11 protein-coding genes and 1 other RNA gene are annotated in these 22,506 nt (G+C 61.0%); 9 read left to right on the top strand and 3 right to left on the bottom strand.

What is annotated here, in order from left to right; translation table 11 throughout:
• Nucleotides 1-5: 5 nt before the first annotated feature.
• Genes F0P97_RS08690 through F0P97_RS08710 form a run of 5 tightly spaced genes read left to right on the top strand, consistent with a single transcriptional unit; the run spans nt 6 to nt 15,221 of the window.
• The gene (locus tag F0P97_RS08690; protein ID WP_232538247.1) at nt 6-10,388 is read left to right on the top strand and encodes an Ig-like domain-containing protein; all 10,383 of its coding nucleotides are present in this window, start codon (nt 6-8) and stop codon (nt 10,386-10,388) included.
• A 36-nt stretch (nt 10,389-10,424) separates the two neighbouring features.
• Entirely contained in the window at nt 10,425-11,789 is a 1,365-nt protein-coding gene (locus F0P97_RS08695; RefSeq protein ID WP_182286441.1) for an efflux RND transporter periplasmic adaptor subunit, read from the top strand.
• A gap of 5 nt (nt 11,790-11,794) precedes the next feature.
• Nucleotides 11,795-12,931: a site-2 protease family protein gene (locus F0P97_RS08700; RefSeq protein ID WP_232538166.1), complete on the top strand. Its 1,137-nt coding sequence runs from the start codon at nt 11,795-11,797 to the stop codon at nt 12,929-12,931.
• Between the two features lie 33 nt (nt 12,932-12,964).
• Nucleotides 12,965-14,185 carry an ISL3 family transposase gene (locus F0P97_RS08705; protein ID WP_182286442.1) on the top strand — a complete coding sequence of 407 codons (1,221 nt, stop codon included), beginning with the start codon at nt 12,965-12,967 and terminating at the stop codon, nt 14,183-14,185.
• On the top strand, nt 14,175-15,221 hold the full coding sequence (locus tag F0P97_RS08710) for an HlyD family efflux transporter periplasmic adaptor subunit (RefSeq protein ID WP_232538167.1): 1,047 nt from the start codon (nt 14,175-14,177) through the stop codon (nt 15,219-15,221). Before F0P97_RS08705 ends, F0P97_RS08710 begins: the two co-directional genes overlap by 11 nt.
• A gap of 174 nt (nt 15,222-15,395) precedes the next feature.
• Here F0P97_RS08710 and F0P97_RS08715 read toward each other — a convergent pair whose 3' ends face one another.
• A complete protein-coding gene (locus tag F0P97_RS08715; RefSeq protein ID WP_182286443.1) occupies nt 15,396-15,983 on the bottom strand; it encodes an NAD(P)H-dependent oxidoreductase in 588 nt (195 codons plus the stop codon).
• A gap of 75 nt (nt 15,984-16,058) precedes the next feature.
• A complete protein-coding gene (locus F0P97_RS08720) occupies nt 16,059-16,439 on the bottom strand; it encodes a MerR family transcriptional regulator (RefSeq protein WP_182286444.1) in 381 nt (126 codons plus the stop codon).
• An 854-nt stretch (nt 16,440-17,293) separates the two neighbouring features.
• On the opposite strand from F0P97_RS08720, the gene rimO reads away from it, so the two are divergent.
• Nucleotides 17,294-18,700 carry a 30S ribosomal protein S12 methylthiotransferase RimO gene (gene rimO, locus F0P97_RS08725; RefSeq protein ID WP_182286445.1) on the top strand — a complete coding sequence of 469 codons (1,407 nt, stop codon included), beginning with the start codon at nt 17,294-17,296 and terminating at the stop codon, nt 18,698-18,700.
• Nucleotides 18,701-19,023: 323 nt separating this feature from the next.
• Here rimO and ffs read toward each other — a convergent pair.
• Nucleotides 19,024-19,119, bottom strand: an RNA gene (gene ffs / locus F0P97_RS08730) — signal recognition particle sRNA small type.
• Between the two features lie 103 nt (nt 19,120-19,222).
• Here ffs and dnaX point away from each other — a divergent pair.
• The 3 genes from dnaX to recR all read left to right on the top strand — a co-directional run bounded on the left by dnaX (nt 19,223) and on the right by recR (nt 22,461).
• On the top strand, nt 19,223-21,382 hold the full coding sequence (dnaX, locus tag F0P97_RS08735; RefSeq protein WP_182286446.1) for a DNA polymerase III subunit gamma/tau: 2,160 nt from the start codon (nt 19,223-19,225) through the stop codon (nt 21,380-21,382).
• Nucleotides 21,383-21,409: 27 nt separating this feature from the next.
• Nucleotides 21,410-21,742 (top strand): YbaB/EbfC family nucleoid-associated protein, encoded by a 333-nt coding sequence (locus F0P97_RS08740; RefSeq protein ID WP_003066189.1) that lies wholly within the window; start codon nt 21,410-21,412, stop codon nt 21,740-21,742.
• 128 nt (nt 21,743-21,870) lie between these two features.
• Nucleotides 21,871-22,461, top strand: a complete 591-nt coding sequence (gene recR / locus F0P97_RS08745) for a recombination mediator RecR (RefSeq protein WP_043007509.1) — start codon at nt 21,871-21,873, stop codon at nt 22,459-22,461.
• Nucleotides 22,462-22,506: the final 45 nt, after the last annotated feature.

The following is a 22,506-nucleotide window of genomic DNA, read 5'->3' on the forward strand; positions in this document are numbered from 1 at the left end:
TGTTTGTGGACAATCGGGTTCAAGACTATCAGCAGTTGATAAGCGGCCTGAAACCGGGCACCGAAGTGGTGGTGCTCGACAGTAGCAAGGATGGTTTGCAACAGATTGCCGACTATCTGAACGGCCGCAGCGACCTTGATGCCGTCCACCTGATCAGTCACGGCGAGGCAGGCAAGATTCAATTGGGCCGTGACTGGCTCGACAGCAGCACGCTCGATTCACGCAGTGAGACTCTGGCTCGTATTGGTAGCGCCTTGAGCACCGATGGCGACATTTTTCTTTATGGCTGCAATGTGGGGTCGAGCAGCGTCGGCCAGAACTTTATCCTGAACATGGCAGGAAAGACTGGTGCGGACATCGCAGCCTCCAGCAATGCAACCGGTAGCGCTGCGCGAGGCGGCGACTGGGTGTTGGAAACCAGCACGGGGAGCATTGAGCAAAGCATTGTCTGGAAAACCCCGCCCACCGACTATGCAGGGTTGTTGGCTAATGGCACTCTGACTTTTACCAGTAACTCGAATGTGAGCGGCGGCGTCGCCCGGGACGGCCAAGGTGGTTCCAGCGACTTGCCGGGAATTACCCTGGAGATTTTCAATATTCAGGACACGGACGGGACCAGGGACACGCAGCCCGGCAGTGAAATCAAATGGTTTGACAATAGCTACCTGTCCAGTCCGCAGGCTGGGTACACGGCCCTGACCAATGAGCTGAACGCGGGCTCCAAAGGCATGGCGATCAAGTCCAGCGACGGCAGCCCTTTCCAGATCAATGGGTTCACCTATTACAACTGGGGCGAGACTGAAAACGCCACCTATACCGTAAAAGGCTATTTGAATGGTGCCGAGGTAGCCTCCCAGGAATTCACGGTCATATATGACAAGGTCCGACAAGCATCAGATGTTACGACCGTCAGCCTGGGTAGTGCGTTCGACTATGTTGCTGAAGTGCGCTTGTACATTTCCGCGGGCGGCTATCTCGGTGATCAATCGGCCTCCAATCATTCCATTAACAATATCCAGATCGCAGATGCTGTTGCGCCCCTTCCCTCCGCAACCATTGCGATGTCCCGCGCAGCGCTGAAAATCGGCGAAACCTCTACCGTCACCTTTGCCTTCAACATGGCGGTGACCGGTTTCACCACCGCCGACCTCACCGTACCCAACGGCACTATCACCGGATTGACCTCCAGCGATGGTGGTCTCACCTGGACCGGTCTGTTTACGCCCAATTCCAGCGTCACCGACAGCACCAACGTGATCACCGTCAACCTGGCCGGTGTCAACGCCGTCAGCGGTGGCCTCGCGGGTGTCGGCACTGCCGACTCCGTCAACTACTCCATCGACACTGCAGCGCCGACCGTCGCCTCGGTGACCTCCAGCATCGGCAACGGCACCTACAAGGCCGGGGATGTGATCTCGGTGCAGGTGAACTTCGGCGAGAGCGTCACGGTGAGCGGCACGCCACAGCTGACCCTGGAAACCGGCAGTACCGATCGTACGGTCAACTACGCCAGTGGCTCCGGCACCAGCATCCTGACCTTTAACTACACCGTGCAGGCCGGCGATACCGCCGCTGACCTGGACTACATCAGCACCAGCGCCCTGGCGCTCAATGGCGGCACTATCCGCGACGCCGCCGGCAACGACGCCGTCCTGACCCTGGCTGCGCCCGGATCAGCCGGCTCGCTGGGCGCCAACAAGGACATCGCGATCAACTCCGCACCCAGCATCGGCAACCTCAACGGCGACAGCGTCGCCTGGGCCGGGGCCGGCAATACGGTCACGCTCGATAGCAGCGCAAACGTCACCTTCAACGACACCGAGTTCGGTGCGCTCAATGGCGGCAACGGCGACTGGGCGGGCGCCATCCTGTCGGTGCAGGCCGTGGGCGGCGCACTGTCGTCGGATATCTTCGGATTCAACACTGTAGGTGCGAACTTCACCATCAGCGGCAGCACCCTGCAGTCGGGTGGGCAGACCTTCGCCACCTTCACCAGTACCGGCGGCGTGCTGACCATCACCTTCACCAGCAGCGGCACCAGCGCCACCACTGCGCTGATCAACGACGTGGTGCGGCACATCACCTACCGCAGTGACACCCCTGCAGGCGATGCCACCATCCGTTTCAGCCTGAACGACGGCTCTTCGACCGCGACGGCGAATACCACGGTCACCAGCGATACCATCTACATCACCAACACCACCGACACCGGCACCATCGATCGTTCCAATGGCGTGAGCTTCAGCGAGGCGGTGGCCATCGCCGCAGCCGATGGTACCGGCAGCCAGACACTGATCTTCACCAGTGCGTTCAGTAGCGGCATGAGCCTGGCCGGCAACCTGTCGATCGCCGAGAGCCTGACCATCAATGCCGACTCGGCCAGCGGCCTGAGCATCAACGGCAGCACCATCACCCTGGGCGGTGGCACCACGCTGAACTTCACCAACGCCACCGGCACCGTCACCATCGCCAGCACCCTGGCGGGTAGCGGCTCGCTGAGCAAGGCTGGTGCCAGCGGCACCCTTGTGCTGAGCAGCACCAGCAACGAAGCCAACATGTCCGGTGGCATCACCGTGACCGGCGGCAGCCTGCAGATCAGCAACGACGACCAGTTGTCCTCCGGCAACCTGACGCTGAACGGCGGTACCCTTACCAACAACTCCACGGGTTTCACCATCGACAACGCCATCGCCATCGGCGCATCGGGTGGCACCATCAACGTCGGCGGTGGTGGCGGGGCGACCCAGCTCACCCTGTCCGGCGTGATTTCCGGCAGCGGCACGCTGGTCAAGAACGGTCAGGCAATCCTGCAGCTCGACGGCAACAACACCTACACCGGTGACACTAGCCTGGTGGCCGGCACCCTGATCCTCAACCACGCCAATGCCCTGGGCTCCACGGCGGGCGGCACGACCGTGGCCGCCGGCACCAGCGTGCGCGTCAATGGCGGGTTGACGGTGGCCGAAGCCTTTACGGTCAGCGGCACCGGCAAGACGGTGAGCGCCGTGGACTACGGCGCGTTGCACCTGCTCAGCGGTAGTTCCACCCTGAGCGGCAACATCACCTTCACCGGCGACAGCGACATCAGCGCCGCCAGTGGTTCCACGCTGACCCTGAGTGGCGCGCTGGGCGGCGGAGCCTATAACCTCAACAAGACCGGTGCGGGCACCCTGATACTGTCCAGCGCCGGCAACGAGGCGGGCCTGACCGGCGGCACTACCATCACCGCCGGCACGCTGACGGTCGCCAACGACGACCACCTGGCCGCCGGCACCATCACGCTGAACGGCGGTACCCTGGCCATCACCGGCGCGACCACCATCGACAATGCGATCACGGTGGCCTCCGCCTCCACCATCAGCGCCACCGCCAACGCCACGCTGAGTGGCGCCCTCAGCGGCGCCAATGCACTGACCAAGAGCGGCGCCAGCACCCTGACCCTGGCCGGTGCCAGCGGTGGCCACTTCGGTGCCCTCAACATCACTGCGGGGGGCGTGACCCTGAGCGGCGGCTCGGCGCTTGGCGATTCCAGCTTGGTGACCATGTCTTCAGGTACCACGTTGACGGTATCCAGCGCCGAGGCCATCGGCTCCCTGGCAGGCGCGGGCAGCGTGGTGCTGAATGGCGCGCTGACCATCGGCGGCGACAACGGCAGCGCGACCTATACCGGCGTGATCTCGGGAGCGTCCGGCCTGACCAAGGTCGGCAGCGGTACCCAGACGCTGACCGGCGCCAACAGCTACACCGGTGCCACCAGCATCTCCGCCGGCGGGCTGGCCATTGGCTCCGGCGGCGCCCTCGGCAACGACAGTGCGGTGACGGTGAGCTCGGGGGCTACGCTTACGTCTAACACCGCGTCGCTGGCAATTGGCTCGTTCGCGGGCGCGGGTGTTGTTTCCTTTGGCGCCAACACCTTCATCAGTGGCTCCAACAACAGCTCGACCACCTTCTCTGGCGCCATCAGCGGCTCGGGCACGCTGGGCAAGGCGGGCAGTGGCACCCTGACGCTGTCCGGCACCAACAGCGGCAGCTCGGCGGCGATCCTGGTCAATGGCGGCGCGCTGGCCGTTGCTTCCGATGCCAACCTGACCAGTGGCACTGTCACGCTCCAGAACAGCAACCTGCGTATCACCGGTGCCGGCACCATCGATAACAACATCGTCCTGAGCGGTGGTTCCGGCGGCATCGTCGCCGATGCGGCCGCGACCCTCAGCGGTGTCATCAGCGGTGGAGGCCTGCTTGCCAAGTCGGGCACCGGCACCCTGAAGCTCACCGGCACCAACACCTACAGCGGTGCCACCAACGTGGCCAGTGGCAGCCTGATCGTGGATGGCGCGCTGTCCGCCACCTCCGGCGTGGTCGTCTCCAGCAGCGCGACCCTGGGCGGCAGCGGCAGCATCTTCGCCAGCAGCTCGACCAATACGCTGACGGTGGTGAATGGCGGCACCCTGTCTCCGGGCAATGGCGGGGCCGGCGCCCTGACCGTCAACGGCAACCTGGTGATGAACAGTGGCAGCACGCTGGCGCTGGATATCAGCGGCACCTCGGCCGGTAACCATTACGACCAGGTAATCGTCAACGGCACGGTTGACGTCACCGGCGCCACCCTGGCGGTGACTCATGCCTACGCCGCAGGCACCGGCGACAGCTACAGCATCATCGTCAACGATGCCGCCGACGCGGTGACCGGGACCTTCAGCGGTCTGTCCGAGGGCAGCGTGGTGACGGCCGGTGGCAACAGTACCCCGCTGACGGCCAGCTACATCGCGGGTACCGGCAACGACTTCACCCTCACCGCGCCCACCGCGCCGCGGGTAAACGACGTGTCGTCCAGCACCGCCAACGGCACCTACAAGATCGGCGACACCATCACCGTCACCATCACCTTCGATACCACCGTCGATGTGACCGGAACGCCCAAGCTGCAACTGGAGACCGGCGACAGCGACCGGACGCTCAGCTACGTTTCTGGCTCGGGCACCACCACCCTGACCTTCAGCTACACCGTCCAGGCCGGCGACAGCTCCGCCGACCTCGACTACGCCTCCACCTCGGCCCTGACCCTCAACGGTGGCACCATCAAGGATGGTTCCAGCCGCGACGCCATCCTGACCCTGCCAGCCCCCGGCACCGCCGGTTCCCTGGGGGCCAATAAGGCCCTGGTGGTGGACGGCGTGCGCCCGACGGCCAGCAGCATCTCGCTGAGCGATACCGCCCTGAAGGCCGGAGATACCGCCACCGTCACCATCACCTTCGCCGAAGCGGTGACAGGGCTGGATGCCAGCGACTTCACCGTGGCCGGCGGCACCATTGGCGCCCTGAGCAGCGCCGATGGCGGCTTCACCTGGACCACCACCTTCACCCCGACCAGCAACCTCACCAGCGGCACCAACGCCATTACCCTGAACAACACCGGCGTCACCGACGAGGCGGGCAACCTCGGTAGCGGTACCACCAGTTCGCTCAACTACACGATCGACACCCAGTTGCCGACGGCCACCATCGATGTCGCCAATACCGCACTGAAGGCCGGGCAGACCACCACCGTCACCATCACTTTCAGCGAAGCGGTGAGCGGGCTGGACACGGGCGACTTCACCGTGTCCAACGGTTCCCTCAGTTCCCTGAGCAGCAGCGACGGCGGCATCACCTGGACGGCCACCTTCACCCCTGCGGCCGGTATCACGGCCTCCACCAACCTGATCACCTTGAACAACACCGGCTTCGCCGACCTGTCAGGCAACGCCGGTGGCGGCATCACCAATTCGAACAATTACGTCATCGACACTCTGCGTCCGACAGCGACCATCGTCCTGTCCGATCCGACCCTGAGCGCCGGTGAGACCTCACTGGTGACCATCACCTTCAGCGAAGCGGTGACCGGCTTCACCCTGGCCGACCTGAACGCCAGCAATGGCAATCTGAGCAATCTGAGCAGCAGCGACGGCGGCATTACCTGGACGGCGACATTCACGCCGAGCGTCGGGATCAACGACGCCACCAACCTGATCATCCTGGACAATACCGGCGTTGCCGATCTGTCAGGCAACGTCGGCGCTGGTACGACCAACTCCGCCAACTTTGTCATCAATACTGTGCTGCCGACCGCCACCATCGTGGTTAGCGACAGCGCACTGAAGGTCGGCGAAACCTCGCTGGTGACCATCACCTTCAGCGAAGCGGTGACCGGCTTCACCAACGCCGACCTGACCATTGCCAACGGTACGCTGTCGGCGGTGTCCAGTGCGGATGGTGGCATCACCTGGACGGCGACCTTCACCCCGACCAGCAACATCACCGACGCCACCAACCTAATCACCCTGGACAACACTGGTGTGCAGAACGCTCATGGCAACGCTGGCAGCGGCACCACCGTCTCCAACAACTATGCCATCGACAATCAGCGTCCAACGGCCACGATTGTGGTGGCGGATGCGGCCCTGGGTGTCGGCCAGATCACCACGGTGACGTTCACCTTCAGCGAGGCGGTCACCGGTTTCACCCTGGCCGACGTCACGGTGGCCAACGGCACGCTCTCCGGCCTGACCACCTCGGACAACATCACCTGGACGGCCACCTTCACCCCGGCAGCAGGCATCACCGACACCAGCAACCTCATCACCCTGGACAACACCGGAGTGGCCGATGTGGCGGGCAACGCCGGCACGGGCAGCACCGATTCGAACAACTACGTGATCGACAGTCAGCGTCCGACCGCGACCATCGTCATCAGCGATACCGATCTGCGCCCCGGTGAAGCCGCCACGGTGACCATCACGTTCAGCGAAGCGGTGACCGGTTTCGACAACTCCGATCTGAGCGTCGTCAACGGCACTCTGAGCAATGTCTCGTCGAGCGACGGCGGCATCACCTGGACCGCCACCTTCACGCCGAACATCGGTGTCAGTGACGCCACCAACCTGATCGTCCTCAATAACACCGGGATTGCCGACTTGGCTGGCAACACCGGTACCGGTGCCACCAACTCGGCCAACTATGCGGTACAGACACTGGTGCCGACTGCCACCATCGTGGTCGCCGACACAGCACTCAAGGCCGGAGATACCTCGCTGGTGACCATCACCTTCAGCGAAGCGGTCAGCGGTTTCAGCAACGCTGACCTGACCATTGCCAACGGTACGCTGTCGGCGGTTTCCAGTGCGGATGGCGGCATCACCTGGACGGCGACGTTCACGCCGACCAGCAACATCACCGATGCCAGCAACCTGGTCACTCTGAACAACGCCGGTGTGACCAACGCCTCGGGCAACGGCGGCGTTGGCACCACCGACTCCAACAACTTCGCCATCGATACGCTGCGCCCAACGGCGACCATTGTCGTGGAGGACACCAGCCTTGCGGTCGGTGAAACCTCGCTGGTGACCATCACCTTCAGCGAAGCGGTCAGCGGTTTCAGCAACGCCGATCTGACGGTAGCCAACGGCACCCTGAGCGCGGTCAGCAGCAGCGACGGCGGCATCACCTGGACCGCGACGTTCACGCCGACCAGCAACATCACCGATGCCACCAACCTGATCACCCTGGACAATTCCGGGGTGACTGACGCTGCCGGCAACGCCGGCAGTGGCACCACCACTTCGAACAATTACGCCATCGATACGCTGCGCCCAACGGCGACCATTGTCGTGGCGGATACCGCGCTGAAAGTCGGCGAGACCTCGCTGGTGACCATCACCTTCAGCGAAGCGGTCAGCGGTTTCAGCAACGCCGATCTGACGGTAGCCAACGGCACCCTGAGCGCGGTCAGCAGCAGCGACGGCGGCATCACCTGGACCGCGACGTTCACGCCGACCAGCAACATCACCGATGCCACCAACCTGATCACCCTGGACAATTCCGGGGTGACTGACGCTGCCGGCAACGCCGGCAGTGGCACCACCACTTCGAACAATTACGCCATCGATACGCTGCGCCCAACGGCGACCATTGTCGTGGCGGATACCGCGCTGAAAGTCGGCGAGACCTCGCTGGTGACCATCACCTTCAGCGAAGCGGTCAGCGGTTTCAGCAACGCCGATCTGACGGTAGCCAACGGCACCCTGAGCGCGGTCAGCAGCAGCGACGGCGGCATCACCTGGACCGCGACGTTCACGCCGACCAGCAACATCACCGATGCCACCAACCTGATCACCCTGGACAATTCCGGGGTGACTGACGCTGCCGGCAACGCCGGCAGTGGCACCACCGATTCGAACAATTACGCCATCGATACCCAGCGCCCAACGGCGACCATTGTCGTGGCGGATACCGCGTTGAAAGTCGGCGAGACCTCGCTGGTGATCATCACCTTCAGCGAAGCGGTCAGCGGTTTCACCAACGCCGATCTGACCATCGCCAACGGTACGCTGTCGGCGGTTTCCAGTGCGGATGGCGGCATCACCTGGACGGCGACCCTGACGCCGACGGCCAGCATTACCGATACCACCAACGTGATTACGCTGGACAACACCGGCTATGTGGATGCAGCGGGCAACAGCGGTACGGGAACGACAGATTCGAACAACTACGCGATCGATACCCAGCGTCCCACAGCCACCATCGTGGTAGCGGATACGGCGCTGGCAGTGGGCGAGGCCTCGTTAGTAACCATCACATTCAGTGAAGCCGTAACCGGTCTGGATCTGTTCGACTTTAGCGTCGAGCATGGAGCACTGAGCAATCTGACGTCCAGCGATGGCGGTCTTACCTGGACGGCGACCCTGACGCCGACGGCCAGCATTACCGATACCACCAACGTGATTACGCTGGACAACACCGGCTATGTGGATGCAGCGGGCAACAGCGGTACGGGAACGACAGATTCGAACAACTACGCAATCGACACCCAGCGCCCCACGGCCACCATTGTGGTGAGCGACACGGCGCTGACGGTGGGTGAGAGCTCCACGGTCACGATCACCTTTAGCGAAGCGGTGACGGGGCTGGATCTTGGTGACTTCACTGTGGCCAATGGTGTGCTGAGCGACCTCAGCAGCAGCGACGGCATCACCTGGAAGGCCACCTTGACGCCGACGGCGGGCAATACCAGCGCCGGCAACCTGATCACGCTGGACAACAGCGGCGTGCAGGATGCAGCGGGCAACACTGGGGCGAACGTCACCACCTCCAATGCTTACGCCATCGACACCCAGCGCCCGACAGCCACCATTGTGGTGAACGACACGGCGCTGGCGGTGGGCGAGAGCTCCACGGTCATCATTACCTTCAGCGAAGCGGTAACGGGGCTGGATGTTGGTGACTTCACCGTTGCCAATGGCAGCCTGAGCAATCTGATGTCCAGCGACGGCGGCTTGACCTGGACGGCGACGCTGACGCCGACCGCCGGAATCACCGACACCACGAATGTGGTCACGCTGAGCAATACGGGCTATGTGGACACGGCCGGCAACAGCGGAACGGCAACCACAGCATCCAATGTTTATGCCATCGATACCCTTGCTCCGGTTGTGCCAGGAATTACTCTCGATCAAGCCACGCTGGTGAATGGGCGCCAGGTTTCGCCAACGGGCTTGGTCTTCATTTCTGGTCTGGAGGCGGGAGGAAGCTGGCAGTACTCCTTGGACAATGGCGTTTCCTGGATTGAAGGCCGCGGGAATTCCCTCAAGGTACCTGGTCTCGGTGCATTCAGCCTCTGGGTTCAGCAAAAGGACATGGCGGGTAATGCATCTTCGGTAACGTCACTCAGCGGCATTGTTGAACCGCTGGTACCTCCTGCCGTGCATGCTCCGTTTGCCTTTGCTGTGAGTAGTTCCTCTGATGGACTTGGTCTCACACCATTTCAACCTTCCGAGGTACCAGAGCCGAATGCTGATTTTCTGCATTCGGCGTCGATGATGCTTAGTTCCGTATCTCAAGACAAAGGGATGCCTCGTCAAGATAGCTGGTCTGAATATGGCCTTCCGCAGTCAATTGCAGGCGTCAATGACTGGATGTGGGCGTCGCTTTTCGCGCCGGTAGAACCCAATCGCTCTGGATTTGATCCGGCACCTGAGCAGTTCTCGGTCACGACTGGGGCCAGCATTCTGGATCTGAAGCCTGTTCTCCTGGCGTCAGAGAGCCCGTGGGATATCGAGTCGCTCCAGTTCAGCTTCGCCGGTAAGCAGGAGCTGCCCGGATGGGTGCGCTTGGACCGCCATAGCGGTCAGCTAACCATCAACGCACCCAAGGACCTCAGCACAATGCTTGTTCTGCAGATCAAGGTCAGCGATGGAAAGGGGCACGAGTCGGTGCGAACTGTCAAGCTGGTGGTCGGCGATGCACGGGCCACATCCAGTGTGCCCACAGGGCGAGCGGGACTGAGTGAAAAGATGGCAAATGCAGCGAGTCAGCAGGCGGGGACAAGGGTGTCCCAGTATGTCCATGGTTGATGGGGTCATGAGTACAGCAGATGAGGCGGTTGTGCCATGAACGCAGCCGTTTTTCCTCAGAGCGTGAACCCGGCAATGCTGCTGCTTGAGCTGGGGCATCGCGCCAGGGCTGCACGCAGTAATGCCGAACTGCGGTTTTTGCTGGTCAACGATAGCCGTTTGCTCGTACCTTACCGTCAAGCATGTTTGTGGCTGGATGACGGCGGGGTAACAGCCCTATCTGGCGTGGTAGAGACGGATAGAAATACGCCTTATGCCCAATGGCTGCATGCGGTATGCCAGTTTCTCCAGGCGCAGCAACCGATTCAGGTTCGGCGCATTGAACCGGCTCAGCTTCCTCCCGAGTTGGCAAGCTCATGGAACGAATGGCTGGGGCCCTATGCGGTATGGGTGCCTCTGCTGCAAGATAGCCAAAAGCCTGTTTCTAAAGGCGGACTGCTTCTTTCGGGAGCGCAGGCAATTGAAGAGCAGCGCTTTCCGCTTCTCGCCGAATGGGGTCATATCTGGTTTCATGCCTATTCTGCATTGCAGGCAGGCCAGCCCAGATTCTGGCGAAAACCTGCGGCATCGAGAGTCAACGCCAAAAGCGGGTGGCAAAAAAAATCTACCTGGATCCTGGGCGGAATTTTTGTGCTTGGCGCTGTGCCTGTGCACATGAGCGTGCTTGCTCCTGGTGAGCTCGTTGCCGCGCAGCCTGTGGTGTTGAGAGCGCCTTTGGATGGCGTCATTGATCAAATTCATGTCCAGCCCAATCAAGTGGTACGTAAAGGCGAGCGCTTGTTTGGACTGGATGAGGCCCAGATCAGCAGTCGGCTGGAGGTTGCCCGGCAAGCTCTGCTGACCGCTGAAGCCGAATATCGACAATCTGCCCAACTGGCCTTGGGCGACGCTCGCTCCAAGGCTCAGCTTGCAGCGCTCGTCGGGCGCATAGGTGAGAAGCGCGCAGATGTGCAATATCTGAGCGATCAGCGTGAGCGCAGCCGGGTGCTGGCACCTGAAGATGGCATGGTTTTGTTTGACTCTCCCACCGAATGGCTAGGCAAGCCTGTGCAGACCGGCGAGCGGGTGATGCGTATTGCCCGGCCCGATGAGGTGGAAATCGAGGCCTGGGTTCCCATCGGTGATGCCATTCCATTGGCCCAGGGCTCCACAGTGAAGCTGTATCTGGCAGCGAATCCCATGGCAGGGCTGGAGGGCAAGCTACGGTATATGGCGTATGACGCCAATGCCAGGCCAGATGGCAGCTACGCCTATCGAGTGCGTGCGTCCATGTCGCTCGCCAAGGAGGAGGCCCGTATCGGCCTCAAAGGTACCGCCAAGCTGCAAGGCGATTGGGTACCCTTGGCCTACTGGGTTCTGCGCAAGCCCTGGGCCGTCCTGCGGCAGTTTATTGCCTGGTAAGTCCCATGAGTACCGCATGGCCTGCTTTGCGTGAAGAACTGGACCTGCTTCCCGGTCCTGTGCTGTCCGATGGTCAACCGAGCTGGACCCTGCATGATCCCGTGCGCAACCTTTTCTTTCAGCTGGACTGGGCCAGCTTTGAGGTGTTCAAGCGCTGGCATCTGGGCGTCGCTGACGCGATTGTGCAAGATGTCTGTGCTCAAACGACATTGACGCTTCGTGAGGAAGACGTGAATGCGCTTTTGCAGTTTGCGCAGCGCAATGATCTGTTGGAGCCACTTCCCAATAGTGCCGGCACGCTGGCCGAGCGGTGGCAGTCCAGGCGTTCAAGCTGGATGCAATGGCTTTTGCATAACTACCTCTTTTTCCGGGTTCCGCTGATCAGGCCTGATCGCTGGCTGACACGGTGGGCGCCGCGGCTGGACTTTCTTTTCAGCCGAACTTTCGGCTGGATTACCTTGCTGGCTCTGTGCGCTGGACTTTGGGGCGTTTCCCGCGCGTGGGGTGTGTTTACTGCGACCTTGGTTGATTCGCTGACCTGGCAAGGACTGCTGGCCTATGGACTGACGCTAGGGTTTGTCAAGGTGCTTCATGAACTGGGGCATGGCTTGATGGCCAAGCGATTTGGATGCCGCGTCCCGACCATGGGTGTCGCCTTCCTGGTGCTTTGGCCGGTTGCATACACCGATACCAACGAGGTCTGGAAATTGACCCGGCGCGATCAGCGCCTCAAGGTCGCGGGCGCTGGCATCGCAACGGAGCTGATGATTGCCGCATGGGCCTTGCTGGCGTGGGTCTGGTTACCTGAAGGGACCCCCAAGTCCATGGCCTTTTTGCTGGCCACTACGACATGGGTCAGCACGCTGGTCATCAATGCAAGTCCGTTCATGCGTTTTGATGGATATTTTCTGTTGTCCGATTTTCTACAGATGCCCAATCTGCACTCACGTGCCTTTGCGCTGGCACGCTGGGATCTCAGAGAGAAATTATTCAAGCTCGGTGAACCTCCCCCGGAGTCTTTTACCGTTGTCAAACGTCGCGGGCTTATCTTGTTTGCCTGGGCTACCTGGATTTATCGACTGGTTCTTTTTTGGTTCATCGAGGAATTCCGTGGAGATGAGCCCGTTCGTTTTGTAATCTGACGGCTGCGAAGCTGACATCGGAGAACAAATCAAATGCTGGACTCGAAGTTATTGCAGGCTCTTGGCGGCTGGGAGGGCTACGAGGTTGAACGTGTGCAGTGGCCCCAGGGCGATAGCCGCACCGTGTCGATCTATCTGAAGCCGCAGGCCAGCATCATGCATTGCGAGCGCTGCGGTGCGCAGTGCAGCCAAGTCCATGAGACCACGACACGGCGCGTGCGCGATCTGGCATTGTTCGAATACAAGGTGGTGCTGCATGTGCCGCGTCGGCGTCTGTGGTGCGATAGCTGTGGTGGCCCGCGCCTGGAGAAACTCAGCTGGCTCGGTCGCTACCAGCGCGTCACAGACCGTCTGGCACAGGCGTGCAGCCAGTTGCTTCGCAGCAGCAGCATCAAGGCAGTCGCGGCCTTCTTCGATCTTGGGTGGCACACGGTCAAGTCCATCGACAAGGCCTTATTGCTGGCCACTACCGCGCAGCCGCAATGGGAGCGGATCGAATACTTGGCAATGGACGAGTTTGCGTTGCACAAGGGCCATCGCTACGCCACAGTCGTCGTCGACCCCATCAGCCGGCAGGTGCTGTGGGTGGGGCAAGGGCGCTCACGCGAGACGGCCCGCCAGTTCTTCGAGCAGTTGCCCGTTGGCGTTGCCCAGCGCATTCGCGCGGTTGCTATCGACATGACTACTGCCTACGAGCTGGAGATCCAGGCCAACTGCCCCAACGCCGAGATCGTCTATGACCTGTTCCATGTCGTGGCCAAGTATGGCCGGGAGGTTATCGACCGAGTGCGTGTCGATCAGGCCAACTTGCTGCGCCAACAGCCCTTGGCGCGCAAGGTGCTCAAGTCCAGCCGCTGGTTGCTACTGCGCAATCGCAACAAGCTGCAGGCTCAACAAGCAGTGCAGCTCAAGGAGCTGCTGGCGGCCAATGAGCCATTAATGGCGGTATACGTCTTGCGCGATGAGCTAAAACAGCTGTGGTTTTACCGTCGTCCGGCTTGGGCGCATCGCGCCTGGCAGCACTGGTGTGAGCAAGCGCGCCAAAGCGGTATTACAGCACTGAGCACCTTTGCTCAGCGCTTGCAAAGCTACCTGCACGGGATCATCGCCCGATGCCGGCATCCGTTGAACACAAGTGTTGTCGAGGGCATCAACAACACCATCAAGGTCATCAAGCGCCGGGCCTATGGCTACCGCGATCAGGACTATTTCTTTCTGAAGATTCGCGCAGCCTTCCCCGGTAATGCGCGATGAACCTCTTTTTTTGGGCATTGCCGCCTTGGTGTATCACTTCTTCATCAAGGTGCTGGGCATCTTGCTGTTTCTGGTGGAGATTGTGTGGTTCATTGCCAAGCCTCTCTGGTCCGAGATTGCAGCATGGCATTTGCGCTGGCCTCAGATCGTCCGTAGTCGAAGAGCACGTTGGAGTGGCATCGTAGCTTTTGTACTTGTTGCACTTTGCTGGCTGCCCCTGCCTGCCCCAATCCGTACGGAGGGTATGTTGCAATCCAGCGAGATATGGCCTTTGCATGCGCTTGATGCATCGCAGCTGCAGCAGCAAATGCTTGGCGACGCACGCATGGTCGAGGTTGATGCTCCAGTCTTTATGCTGGACTCCCCGGCTCTCAAGGCCGCTCAGGCTCAGAACGATGCGCAGAGGACCCAGTATTCGCAGCAAATAGCGGCAGCAGGTTTCGACTCGGAGCTGCGCAGGGACTGGCAGATTCTGCAAGAGCGTCAGCTGCAGGCGGCCACTCAACAGCAGGCGGTGGAAACCGAAGCCAGTCGTTACCGTCTGCATGCCTCGGGCGCTGGAGTGCTGCGCGACGTGGATCCGGATCTTCGAACGGGAGACTGGCTGGCCCGGAATGAATTGCTGGGTAGAGTCGTTGGCAGCGATCGACTGGAGGTTCTTGTCTATGTGCAGGAAGAAGATGTTCAACGCATCAGCATCGGCGACAGCGCAATTTTTATCGCCGACGCTGGTGTGGGGCCGGTACTGGATTTGATGGTGCGCAGCGTTGATCGAGATGCGAGTCGCACGCTCTCGGAAGCTGCGCTGTCTGCGGCAGCTGGCGGCATGGTTCAGGTCCGAAGCATGCAAGGCACCCTATACCCGGAGCGTCCGGTCTACAGAGTGGTGCTGGATGTGGTGACACCGCTTGAAACGGACGCTGTTTTGCAACACCGTTGGCGTGGCAGAGTCAGCATTCGCGGCAAATGGGAAGCGGCTGCTGCGCAGTTTGTGAAAACTGCAACAAGTGTCTTTTGGAGGGAGGCAGGTTTTTAGCCTCAATGAATGACTGCAATGGGCGGCGATTCAACCGTTCGATGCATCCGCCCCGCAGCGGTCTGTGGCCGTACTCCTTGGTCGCGTGGAGTTTCACGGAGCGAAAATCGTGTGGCTTGCCGATCCTTCCTGCCGCAGCGAAGAACGGTGGGTGATTACTAAGGAAGGACGCTGTCAGCGTAAGCCTGCACGAGTGCCCAGCATGCGCACGCGCTCTATCCAGGCGGCGCGCCTGGCAGCACTGGACTTGACCACCGGGCCGAAACTGTGCACGTGCACGGGCCGGATCCCGCTGAACTCAAGGATGCTCTGCTTCATTTGCCGGTGACCTGGCTGGCGTTGTATCCATCGGTAGTACCAAGGGGGAAAATCCATTGTCACAAGCAGTTCAGCAGTGCGGCCGGCCAGCAGGCGGTCCCACAATGCAGAGTTGGCCCGGTATTTGAAGGCGAAGCCTGGCAGGAAGATGCGATCCAGAAAGCCCTTGAGCAGTGCCGGTAGCCCGCCCCACCATATCGGATAGACCCACACCAGATGTTGCGCCCAGCTAATGTCGACCTGAGCGCCCCTCAGGTCGGCCTCCAGCGGCTGGCTGTGCTCGTATCCGTGGCGCAGGATGGGGTCGAATTGCATTTCACCCAGCTCCAGCAATCGGACCTCGGCTCCGGCGTGACGTGCGGCATCGGCATAGGTACTCGCCAAGGCAGCACATAGACTGTTGGAGGAGGGCTGGCCGAGGATGATGAGGATGCGACGGGACATGGTGATAGAGGAGGCTTGAGTTCGTGAGCCGTCAGCATCACCTTGTCCTTCGGGACAGAGTCAAGCCCTACTACGTCAAGTGGAGAGTTGCTCCGGTGAACGGCATGTCTTGGCACCGTCGCATGTGCTCAGTTCCATGGTCAATGCAGCCAGGGCTGCGTCGGCAGCTAGCAGCCGCGCCAGCTCGTCGGCAATGGCACGTCGCCGGGTCTGGAGCAGTGCCTGGACGGCGGCGGCACCGGCCGGGGTATCGATGCTGCGTAGCGGCTGTAGCGCAGCCAGACGGAAACCCAGCGCCAGGGCTTGGCGGATCCACTGCACGCGCTGCACATCTTCGGGGCCGTAGTTGCGGTAGCTGCCCCGGCGTGCCACGGTGCCGAGCAAGCCGTGCGCCTCATACAGGCGTAGTGCCTTGGGCGTGCAGCCTGTGAGCGCGGCGAGTTCACCGATACGCATAGGCGACTCCCGTACGCTTGGAAGCATGTGTCTTTTTTGCTGAAAGGGCTGTTGGCTCAGGTTGCATGAATGCTTGGAGTCGTTTGAATGTGTTGTGGGAGTTGTTGATCCATGAATTTCGAGTGTTCGCGACAGGCGGCTCACGGCTCTGGGCCTTGTCAGGGGCTATCGTGCGAATTTACGGCAATCCCATGGCTCGATAGCGGCAAATTTCGGTGCGGCCCTGGCAAACTGGCATGTCAGGTGTGCTCGCTTCGCGGGGGATGATGCAAGCGATTCCCAGGTGGAGTGGATTTGGTCTTTGTGCCGGTCTGTCTTGGTGCACGCATACAAGACAAGCGCCCGGTTTGTCGGCATGTTCAGAGCTTGTCGAGAATCTTCTGCTAACGGCTTGCCTCTGGTGAGCAATGCCTTGCAGCCGCTGCTTTTCTGCCCATATTGACCGGGCTCGCGGTAGCGAGCGCTAAGGGGGAACTACGGGATGTCTCTGGCCAGGCCGAGGAGGGGAGTTGCAAGCTTCCATCGCATACCTGAGCTTTGGGGAAAGACCTGGGGGCGCGAGCAGCCTGGGTGCGCAACTGGTAAAATCATCTAAATAACCTGTTTTTGGCCGTGTCAATGCTTGTTGATGACTCGGGCTTTTAATCCGTTGGTCGCGAGCTTAAATCTCGTGGAGCCACTCGGAACCACTCAGAATACAGGCGCTACAGCTATAGAAGCGGTAGCGCCTTTTTCGTTTACCAGTTTTCATCGTGCGTGTAGCTGGCTCGAACAACAGAGTCGAGTCTGCTGATTTGGCCGTTGAAATAAAATTTCTGCTTGGCGCGTAGACGCTGCGCTGCTGGAAAAATCAAATGAAATCAATCGACTCCGTTAGCCCCACGCAAACCACAATCCCCAAGGTGGGCTTTGTTTCGCTGGGCTGCCCTAAGGCCTTGACTGATAGCGAGCTGATTCTCACGCAGCTCAGCGCCGAGGGTTACCAGACTTCCAAGACCTTTGAAGGCGCGGATCTGGTCATCGTCAACACCTGCGGCTTCATTGACGATGCCGTCAAGGAAAGTCTGGACACTATTGGCGAAGCTCTGGCAGCCAACGGCAAGGTGATCGTGACCGGTTGCCTGGGTGCCAAGGCTGGCAAAGAGGGCGGCTCCACCATGGTGGCCGAGGTGCATCCCAGCGTGCTGGCAGTCACCGGCCCCCATGCCACGCAAGAGGTAATGGACGCCGTGCACACCCACCTGCCCAAGCCGCACGATCCGTTCGTGGACCTGGTGCCTGGCAGCTTTGGCGACGCGGGCATCAAGCTCACGCCCAAGCACTATGCCTATCTGAAGATTTCCGAAGGCTGCAATCACCGCTGCACCTTTTGCATCATCCCCAGCATGCGCGGCGATTTGGTCTCGCGCCCGATTGGCGATGTGCTCAAGGAGGCCAAGGCGTTGTTCGAAGGGGGCGTGAAAGAGCTTTTGGTGATCAGCCAGGATACCTCTGCCTATGGTGTGGATGTGAAGTACCGCACCGGCTTCTGGGACGGCAAGCCCGTCAAGACCCGCATGCTGGAGCTTGCCGACGAGCTGGGCAAGCTGGCGCAGCAGCACGGTGCCTGGGTGCGTCTGCACTATGTCTACCCCTATCCCACCGTGGATGCGGTCCTGCCCTTGATGGCCGAGGGCAAGATCCTGCCTTACCTGGATGTGCCCTTGCAGCATAGCCACCCCGATGTCCTCAAGCGCATGAAGCGACCCGCGTCGGGCGAAAAGAACCTGGACCGTATCCGCGAGTGGCGCAAGATCTGCCCCGAGTTGGTGATTCGTTCCACCTTCATTGCCGGTTTCCCCGGTGAGACCGAGGAGGAGTTCGAGCATCTGCTGGACTTCATTCGCGAAGCCGAGATCGACCGTGCCGGCTGCTTTGCCTACAGTCCCGTCGAAGGCGCCACAGCCAACGAACTTCCCGGCATGTTGCCTGAAGAAGTACGCGAAGCACGTCGTGCGCGTTTCATGGAGGTGGCCGAGGAGGTCTCCACCAAGCGTCTGCAGCGTCGCGTAGGCCAGGTCATGAAGGTGTTGGTGGACAAGGCTGTCAGCCTGGGCAAAAAGGGCGGTGTGGGCCGGACCTATGCCGATGCTCCCGAAATCGACGGTGTGGTTCACATCCAGCCGCCCGAGAAGGCCAGCAAGACCTACAAGGTGGGCGAGCTGATCAGCGTGCGCATCGTGGGTACGCAGGGGCATGATCTGGTGGGTGTTCCGGTTTGAATTTTCATGGCGTCACTGTGCGGCGCCATTTCAATCCAGTAGAGACAAAAGGCCGCGACTGCGGCCTTTTTTGCATCCGATATCTTGGCCTCTTGGTTGTCGCTCTTGCCTGCCAATGGCCTGCGGAAGATCCTGATGCAACGAAGGGCTCAGATTCGTCTCTGATCGGGGCAGCACCGCCTCCGGGGTCGATTTGAGATCCAAGACATGACGTCAGCACGAAACACTTTTCCTGGGAAAAGCGCTGCAGCATTTGTTATTCATGTGAGAAATTGCCTTTCTCGGAAGACAGCCTCTTGTCTGTAAAGAGGTTTCCATCGAAAGGTGACGAGCCTGATCTCGGCACTGTATCCACAGTTAGGGCTGCTTGGTTCCCCACCTGACCCGGTTGGCTGCTTCCCCATGCGAGGAGGCCCGTCACGCTCGATTATAGATGCAAAACCGACACAGCCCCGCGAGCTTTGAAATGAGATTCCAGGAGCTGGCTTGTTGGCATGCCCCGGCCCCGTAGAATCAGAGGCTATGTCTTATTTAGTGCTTGCTCGCAAATACCGGCCTCGTACCTTCACCGAAATGGTGGGGCAGGAGCACGTGGTTCAGGCTCTGACCAATGCGTTGACCCAGCAGCGCCTGCACCATGCCTATCTGTTCACGGGCACACGTGGCGTGGGCAAGACCACGGTGTCGCGCATTCTGGCCAAGTCTCTGAATTGCCAGGGCCTGGACGGTAACGGTGGAATCACCGCAACCCCTTGCGGGGTTTGTGCAGCATGCACTGAAATCGATAGCGGCCGTTTCCCTGACTACACCGAGCTGGATGCTGCATCCAACCGGGGTGTGGATGAGGTGCAGAGCCTGCTGGAGCAGGCGGTGTACAAGCCGGTGCAGGGGCGCTTCAAGGTCTTCATGATCGACGAAGTGCACATGCTGACAAACACCGCGTTCAACGCCATGCTCAAGACGCTGGAAGAGCCTCCGGAATATCTGAAGTTCGTGCTGGCCACGACCGATCCGCAGAAAGTGCCAGTCACTGTGCTCTCGCGCTGCCTGCAGTTCAATCTGCGCCCGATGGCGCCCGAGACGGTTCTGGAGCACCTGACCCATGTGCTGGACAAGGAAAGCGTGCCGGCAGAGCCTCAGGCGCTGCGATTGCTGTCGCGTGCTGCGCGTGGCTCCATGCGCGATGCGCTGAGCCTGACCGATCAGGCAATTGCCTTTGGCAGCGGGCAGTTGCAGGAGGCGACGGTGCGCCAGATGCTGGGCAGCGTGGATCGCAGCCATGTCTTTCGCCTGATCGATGCCTTGGCGCAGGGTCATGGGCGTACGGTGGTTGAAGTCTCCGAAGAGCTGCGCCACAACGGTCTGTCTGCTGCATCGACTCTGGAAGAAATGTGCACCGTGCTGCAGCGCATGGCCGTGTTGCAGGCCGTGCCCGATATGCCACTGGATGCCAGCGATCCGGAGGCCGCCGAAGTAGACCGACTGGCCAGTCTGATGCCGCGCGACGAGACTCAGCTGCTCTACAGCATCTGCCTGCACGGTCGTGCAGAACTGGGGCTGGCCCCGGACGAGTACGCTGCACTGACCATGGCGCTGCTGCGGCTGCTGGCCTTCAAGCCGGAAAACGCCGACGCCGGCATGGCTGAAAAAAAAACTCCGGCGCTGAGGCCTAGCCGGCCTGTTGTCCAGACTCCGACTCCGATTCAGCAGCCTCCGGCTTCACCGCCAGCGGCGATGGAGGCACCACCGGCCAAGGTTCAGTCCGTGCAGCCCGTTGTGGAATCCGCGCTGGAGTCCGCACCGGCGCAGGAGCCCGCGTCAGTGGTCGGCATGGCCGAGCCAGAACAGATTCAAGCAGTTGCCGATCGCCCAGATTCAGCGGCGTATTCCGAAGCAGATCTGGTGGTGCAGGCCGTCCCGGAGTCGACCCGGTCGCCAGTTCCTGCGGTGATGCCTGAGCCTGCTGCGGTTCAGCAACCCACGCCCTCGGCGAATCATGAAGCAGTCGCAGAGGCTGGCCAGATGCCCGCCGACGATGCGTCCGAGAGCGCAGAGGGCACCGATATGGCTGATGCTCCCGAAGAGCAGGATGTCAGCGAGGCGGCCTGGGCAGGCATGCCCGATGAGGGCTGGTCTGACGATGGGCGCTGGGGCGATGATGCCGACCTGGATGTCGGCCAGCCCCTGCATGCCATGCCGCCCATGGAGTCTGACGAACCTGCGGCCCAGAGCGCGAGCGGCGGCTATGTCAGCACGGCCCAGGATGCCGCCCCCGTGGAGCGCACAGCCGAGGGCGATCTGTGGTTTGGCGTGGTTCAGCAGTTGCTGCAGAGCGAAGCCGTGGTGGCCGTGGCGCGGCAGCTGGCGCTGCAGTCGCAGCTGCTGGGGCGTGAAGGCGATCTGTGGCGACTGCGCGTGGAGTCCAGCTCGCTCAATCAGGCTGGCACACGTGATCGTCTGCGTGCTGCGCTGGAAGCAGCCGGTCATGCGCGACAATTGCAGGTTGAGCAGGGGCCCGTGACGGACAGTCCTGCCCGTCGACTGGCCCTGGAAAGACAAGCCAGCCAGTTGCTGGCCGAGGACATTGTCAAAAGCAATCCGCAGGTTCAAGCCTTGATGCGAGACTTTGGAGCGAAAATCGTGCCCGGTAGCATCAAGCCCATATCTATTCAGCCTGAATAAGGCGTTTCAACAAAAGAAGGAATTCTCATGTTCAACAAAGGACAACTCGCCGGTTTGATGAAGCAAGCTCAGGCCATGCAGGACAACCTGAAGAAGGCTCAGGAAGAGCTGGGCAATATTGAAGTCGAAGGCGAATCCGGTGCCGGTCTGGTCAAGGTCGTGATGACCTGCAAGCATGACGTCAAGCGCATCACCATCGACCCCAGCCTGCTGGCCGAAGATAAGGACATGCTGGAAGACCTGGTGGCTGCCGCCTTCAACGCTGCTGTGCGCAAGGCCGAAGAGACCTCCAACGAGAAGATGGGCAAGATTACTGCCGGTATGCCCGGCCTGCCCGGCGGAATGAAGTTCCCGTTCTGACGGATTTCCCCCTGAGCGGCAGTGCCGCTTCCCCGGCTTAGGGCATGCGAGCGTTGTGGGCAGGGGAATGAATGGCGATCTGCGTAGTGGCAGATCGCCTTTTTTCTGGTGACTGAAAGGACAGGCCTGTGTCTGATGTGCAATCTCTGGACGCCTTGATCGAGGCCTTGCGCCGACTGCCGGGCGTGGGCATCAAGTCGGCGCAGCGTATGGCGTTTCATTTGCTGCAGCGTGATCAGGCTGGTGCGCTGCAGCTGGCGCGGGCGCTGGATTCTGCGGTGAACTCTGTTCATCACTGCGAGCGCTGCCATACGTTTACCGAAGGCGCTATCTGCAGCATCTGTGATGACGCCGGGCGCGACGGGGCCCGGCTGTGCGTGGTCGAGGCTCCGGCCGATCTGGCCGCCATGGAACGCACGGGGGCCTATCAGGGCTATTACTATGTGCTGATGGGGCGGCTGTCGCCGCTCGACGGCGTGGGTCCCAAGGAAATCGGCATGAAGCAGCTGCTGGAGCGCGCCTGTGACGGTGTGGTGCAGGAGGTGATTCTGGCCACCAGCTTCACGGCAGAGGGCGAGGCCACGGCCCATGCCATCAGCGAGGCGCTCAAGTCGCGCGGCATTCTGGTCACGCGGCTGGCGCGTGGCGTGCCGATAGGCAGCGAACTTGAATATGTGGACCTCGGCACGATTGCCCACGCGCTGGTGGACAGGCGCTGAAAATATTGCTTGAATTGGCTGCCAGCGCTTTTATATCGCGCGTGT

It is taken from the genome of Comamonas testosteroni (assembly GCF_014076415.1).
Classification (GTDB): Bacteria; Pseudomonadota; Gammaproteobacteria; order Burkholderiales; family Burkholderiaceae_C; genus Comamonas; species Comamonas testosteroni_F.

What these genes read in the sequence shown, in the direction of transcription:
- F0P97_RS08695 (WP_182286441.1), top strand. Translation starts at nt 10,425, where the DNA reads ATGAACGCAGCCGTTTTTCCTCAGAGCGTGAACCCGGCAATGCTGCTG.
- F0P97_RS08740 (WP_003066189.1), top strand. Translation starts at nt 21,410, where the DNA reads ATGTTCAACAAAGGACAACTCGCCGGTTTGATGAAGCAAGCTCAGGCC.
- F0P97_RS08720 (WP_182286444.1), bottom strand. Translation starts at nt 16,439, where the DNA reads ATGCGTATCGGTGAACTCGCCGCGCTCACAGGCTGCACGCCCAAGGCA.
- F0P97_RS08700 (WP_232538166.1), top strand. Translation starts at nt 11,795, where the DNA reads ATGAGTACCGCATGGCCTGCTTTGCGTGAAGAACTGGACCTGCTTCCC.
- F0P97_RS08710 (WP_232538167.1), top strand. Translation starts at nt 14,175, where the DNA reads ATGCGCGATGAACCTCTTTTTTTGGGCATTGCCGCCTTGGTGTATCAC.
- dnaX (WP_182286446.1), top strand. Translation starts at nt 19,223, where the DNA reads ATGTCTTATTTAGTGCTTGCTCGCAAATACCGGCCTCGTACCTTCACC.
- F0P97_RS08715 (WP_182286443.1), bottom strand. Translation starts at nt 15,983, where the DNA reads ATGTCCCGTCGCATCCTCATCATCCTCGGCCAGCCCTCCTCCAACAGT.
- F0P97_RS08705 (WP_182286442.1), top strand. Translation starts at nt 12,965, where the DNA reads ATGCTGGACTCGAAGTTATTGCAGGCTCTTGGCGGCTGGGAGGGCTAC.
- rimO (WP_182286445.1), top strand. Translation starts at nt 17,294, where the DNA reads ATGAAATCAATCGACTCCGTTAGCCCCACGCAAACCACAATCCCCAAG.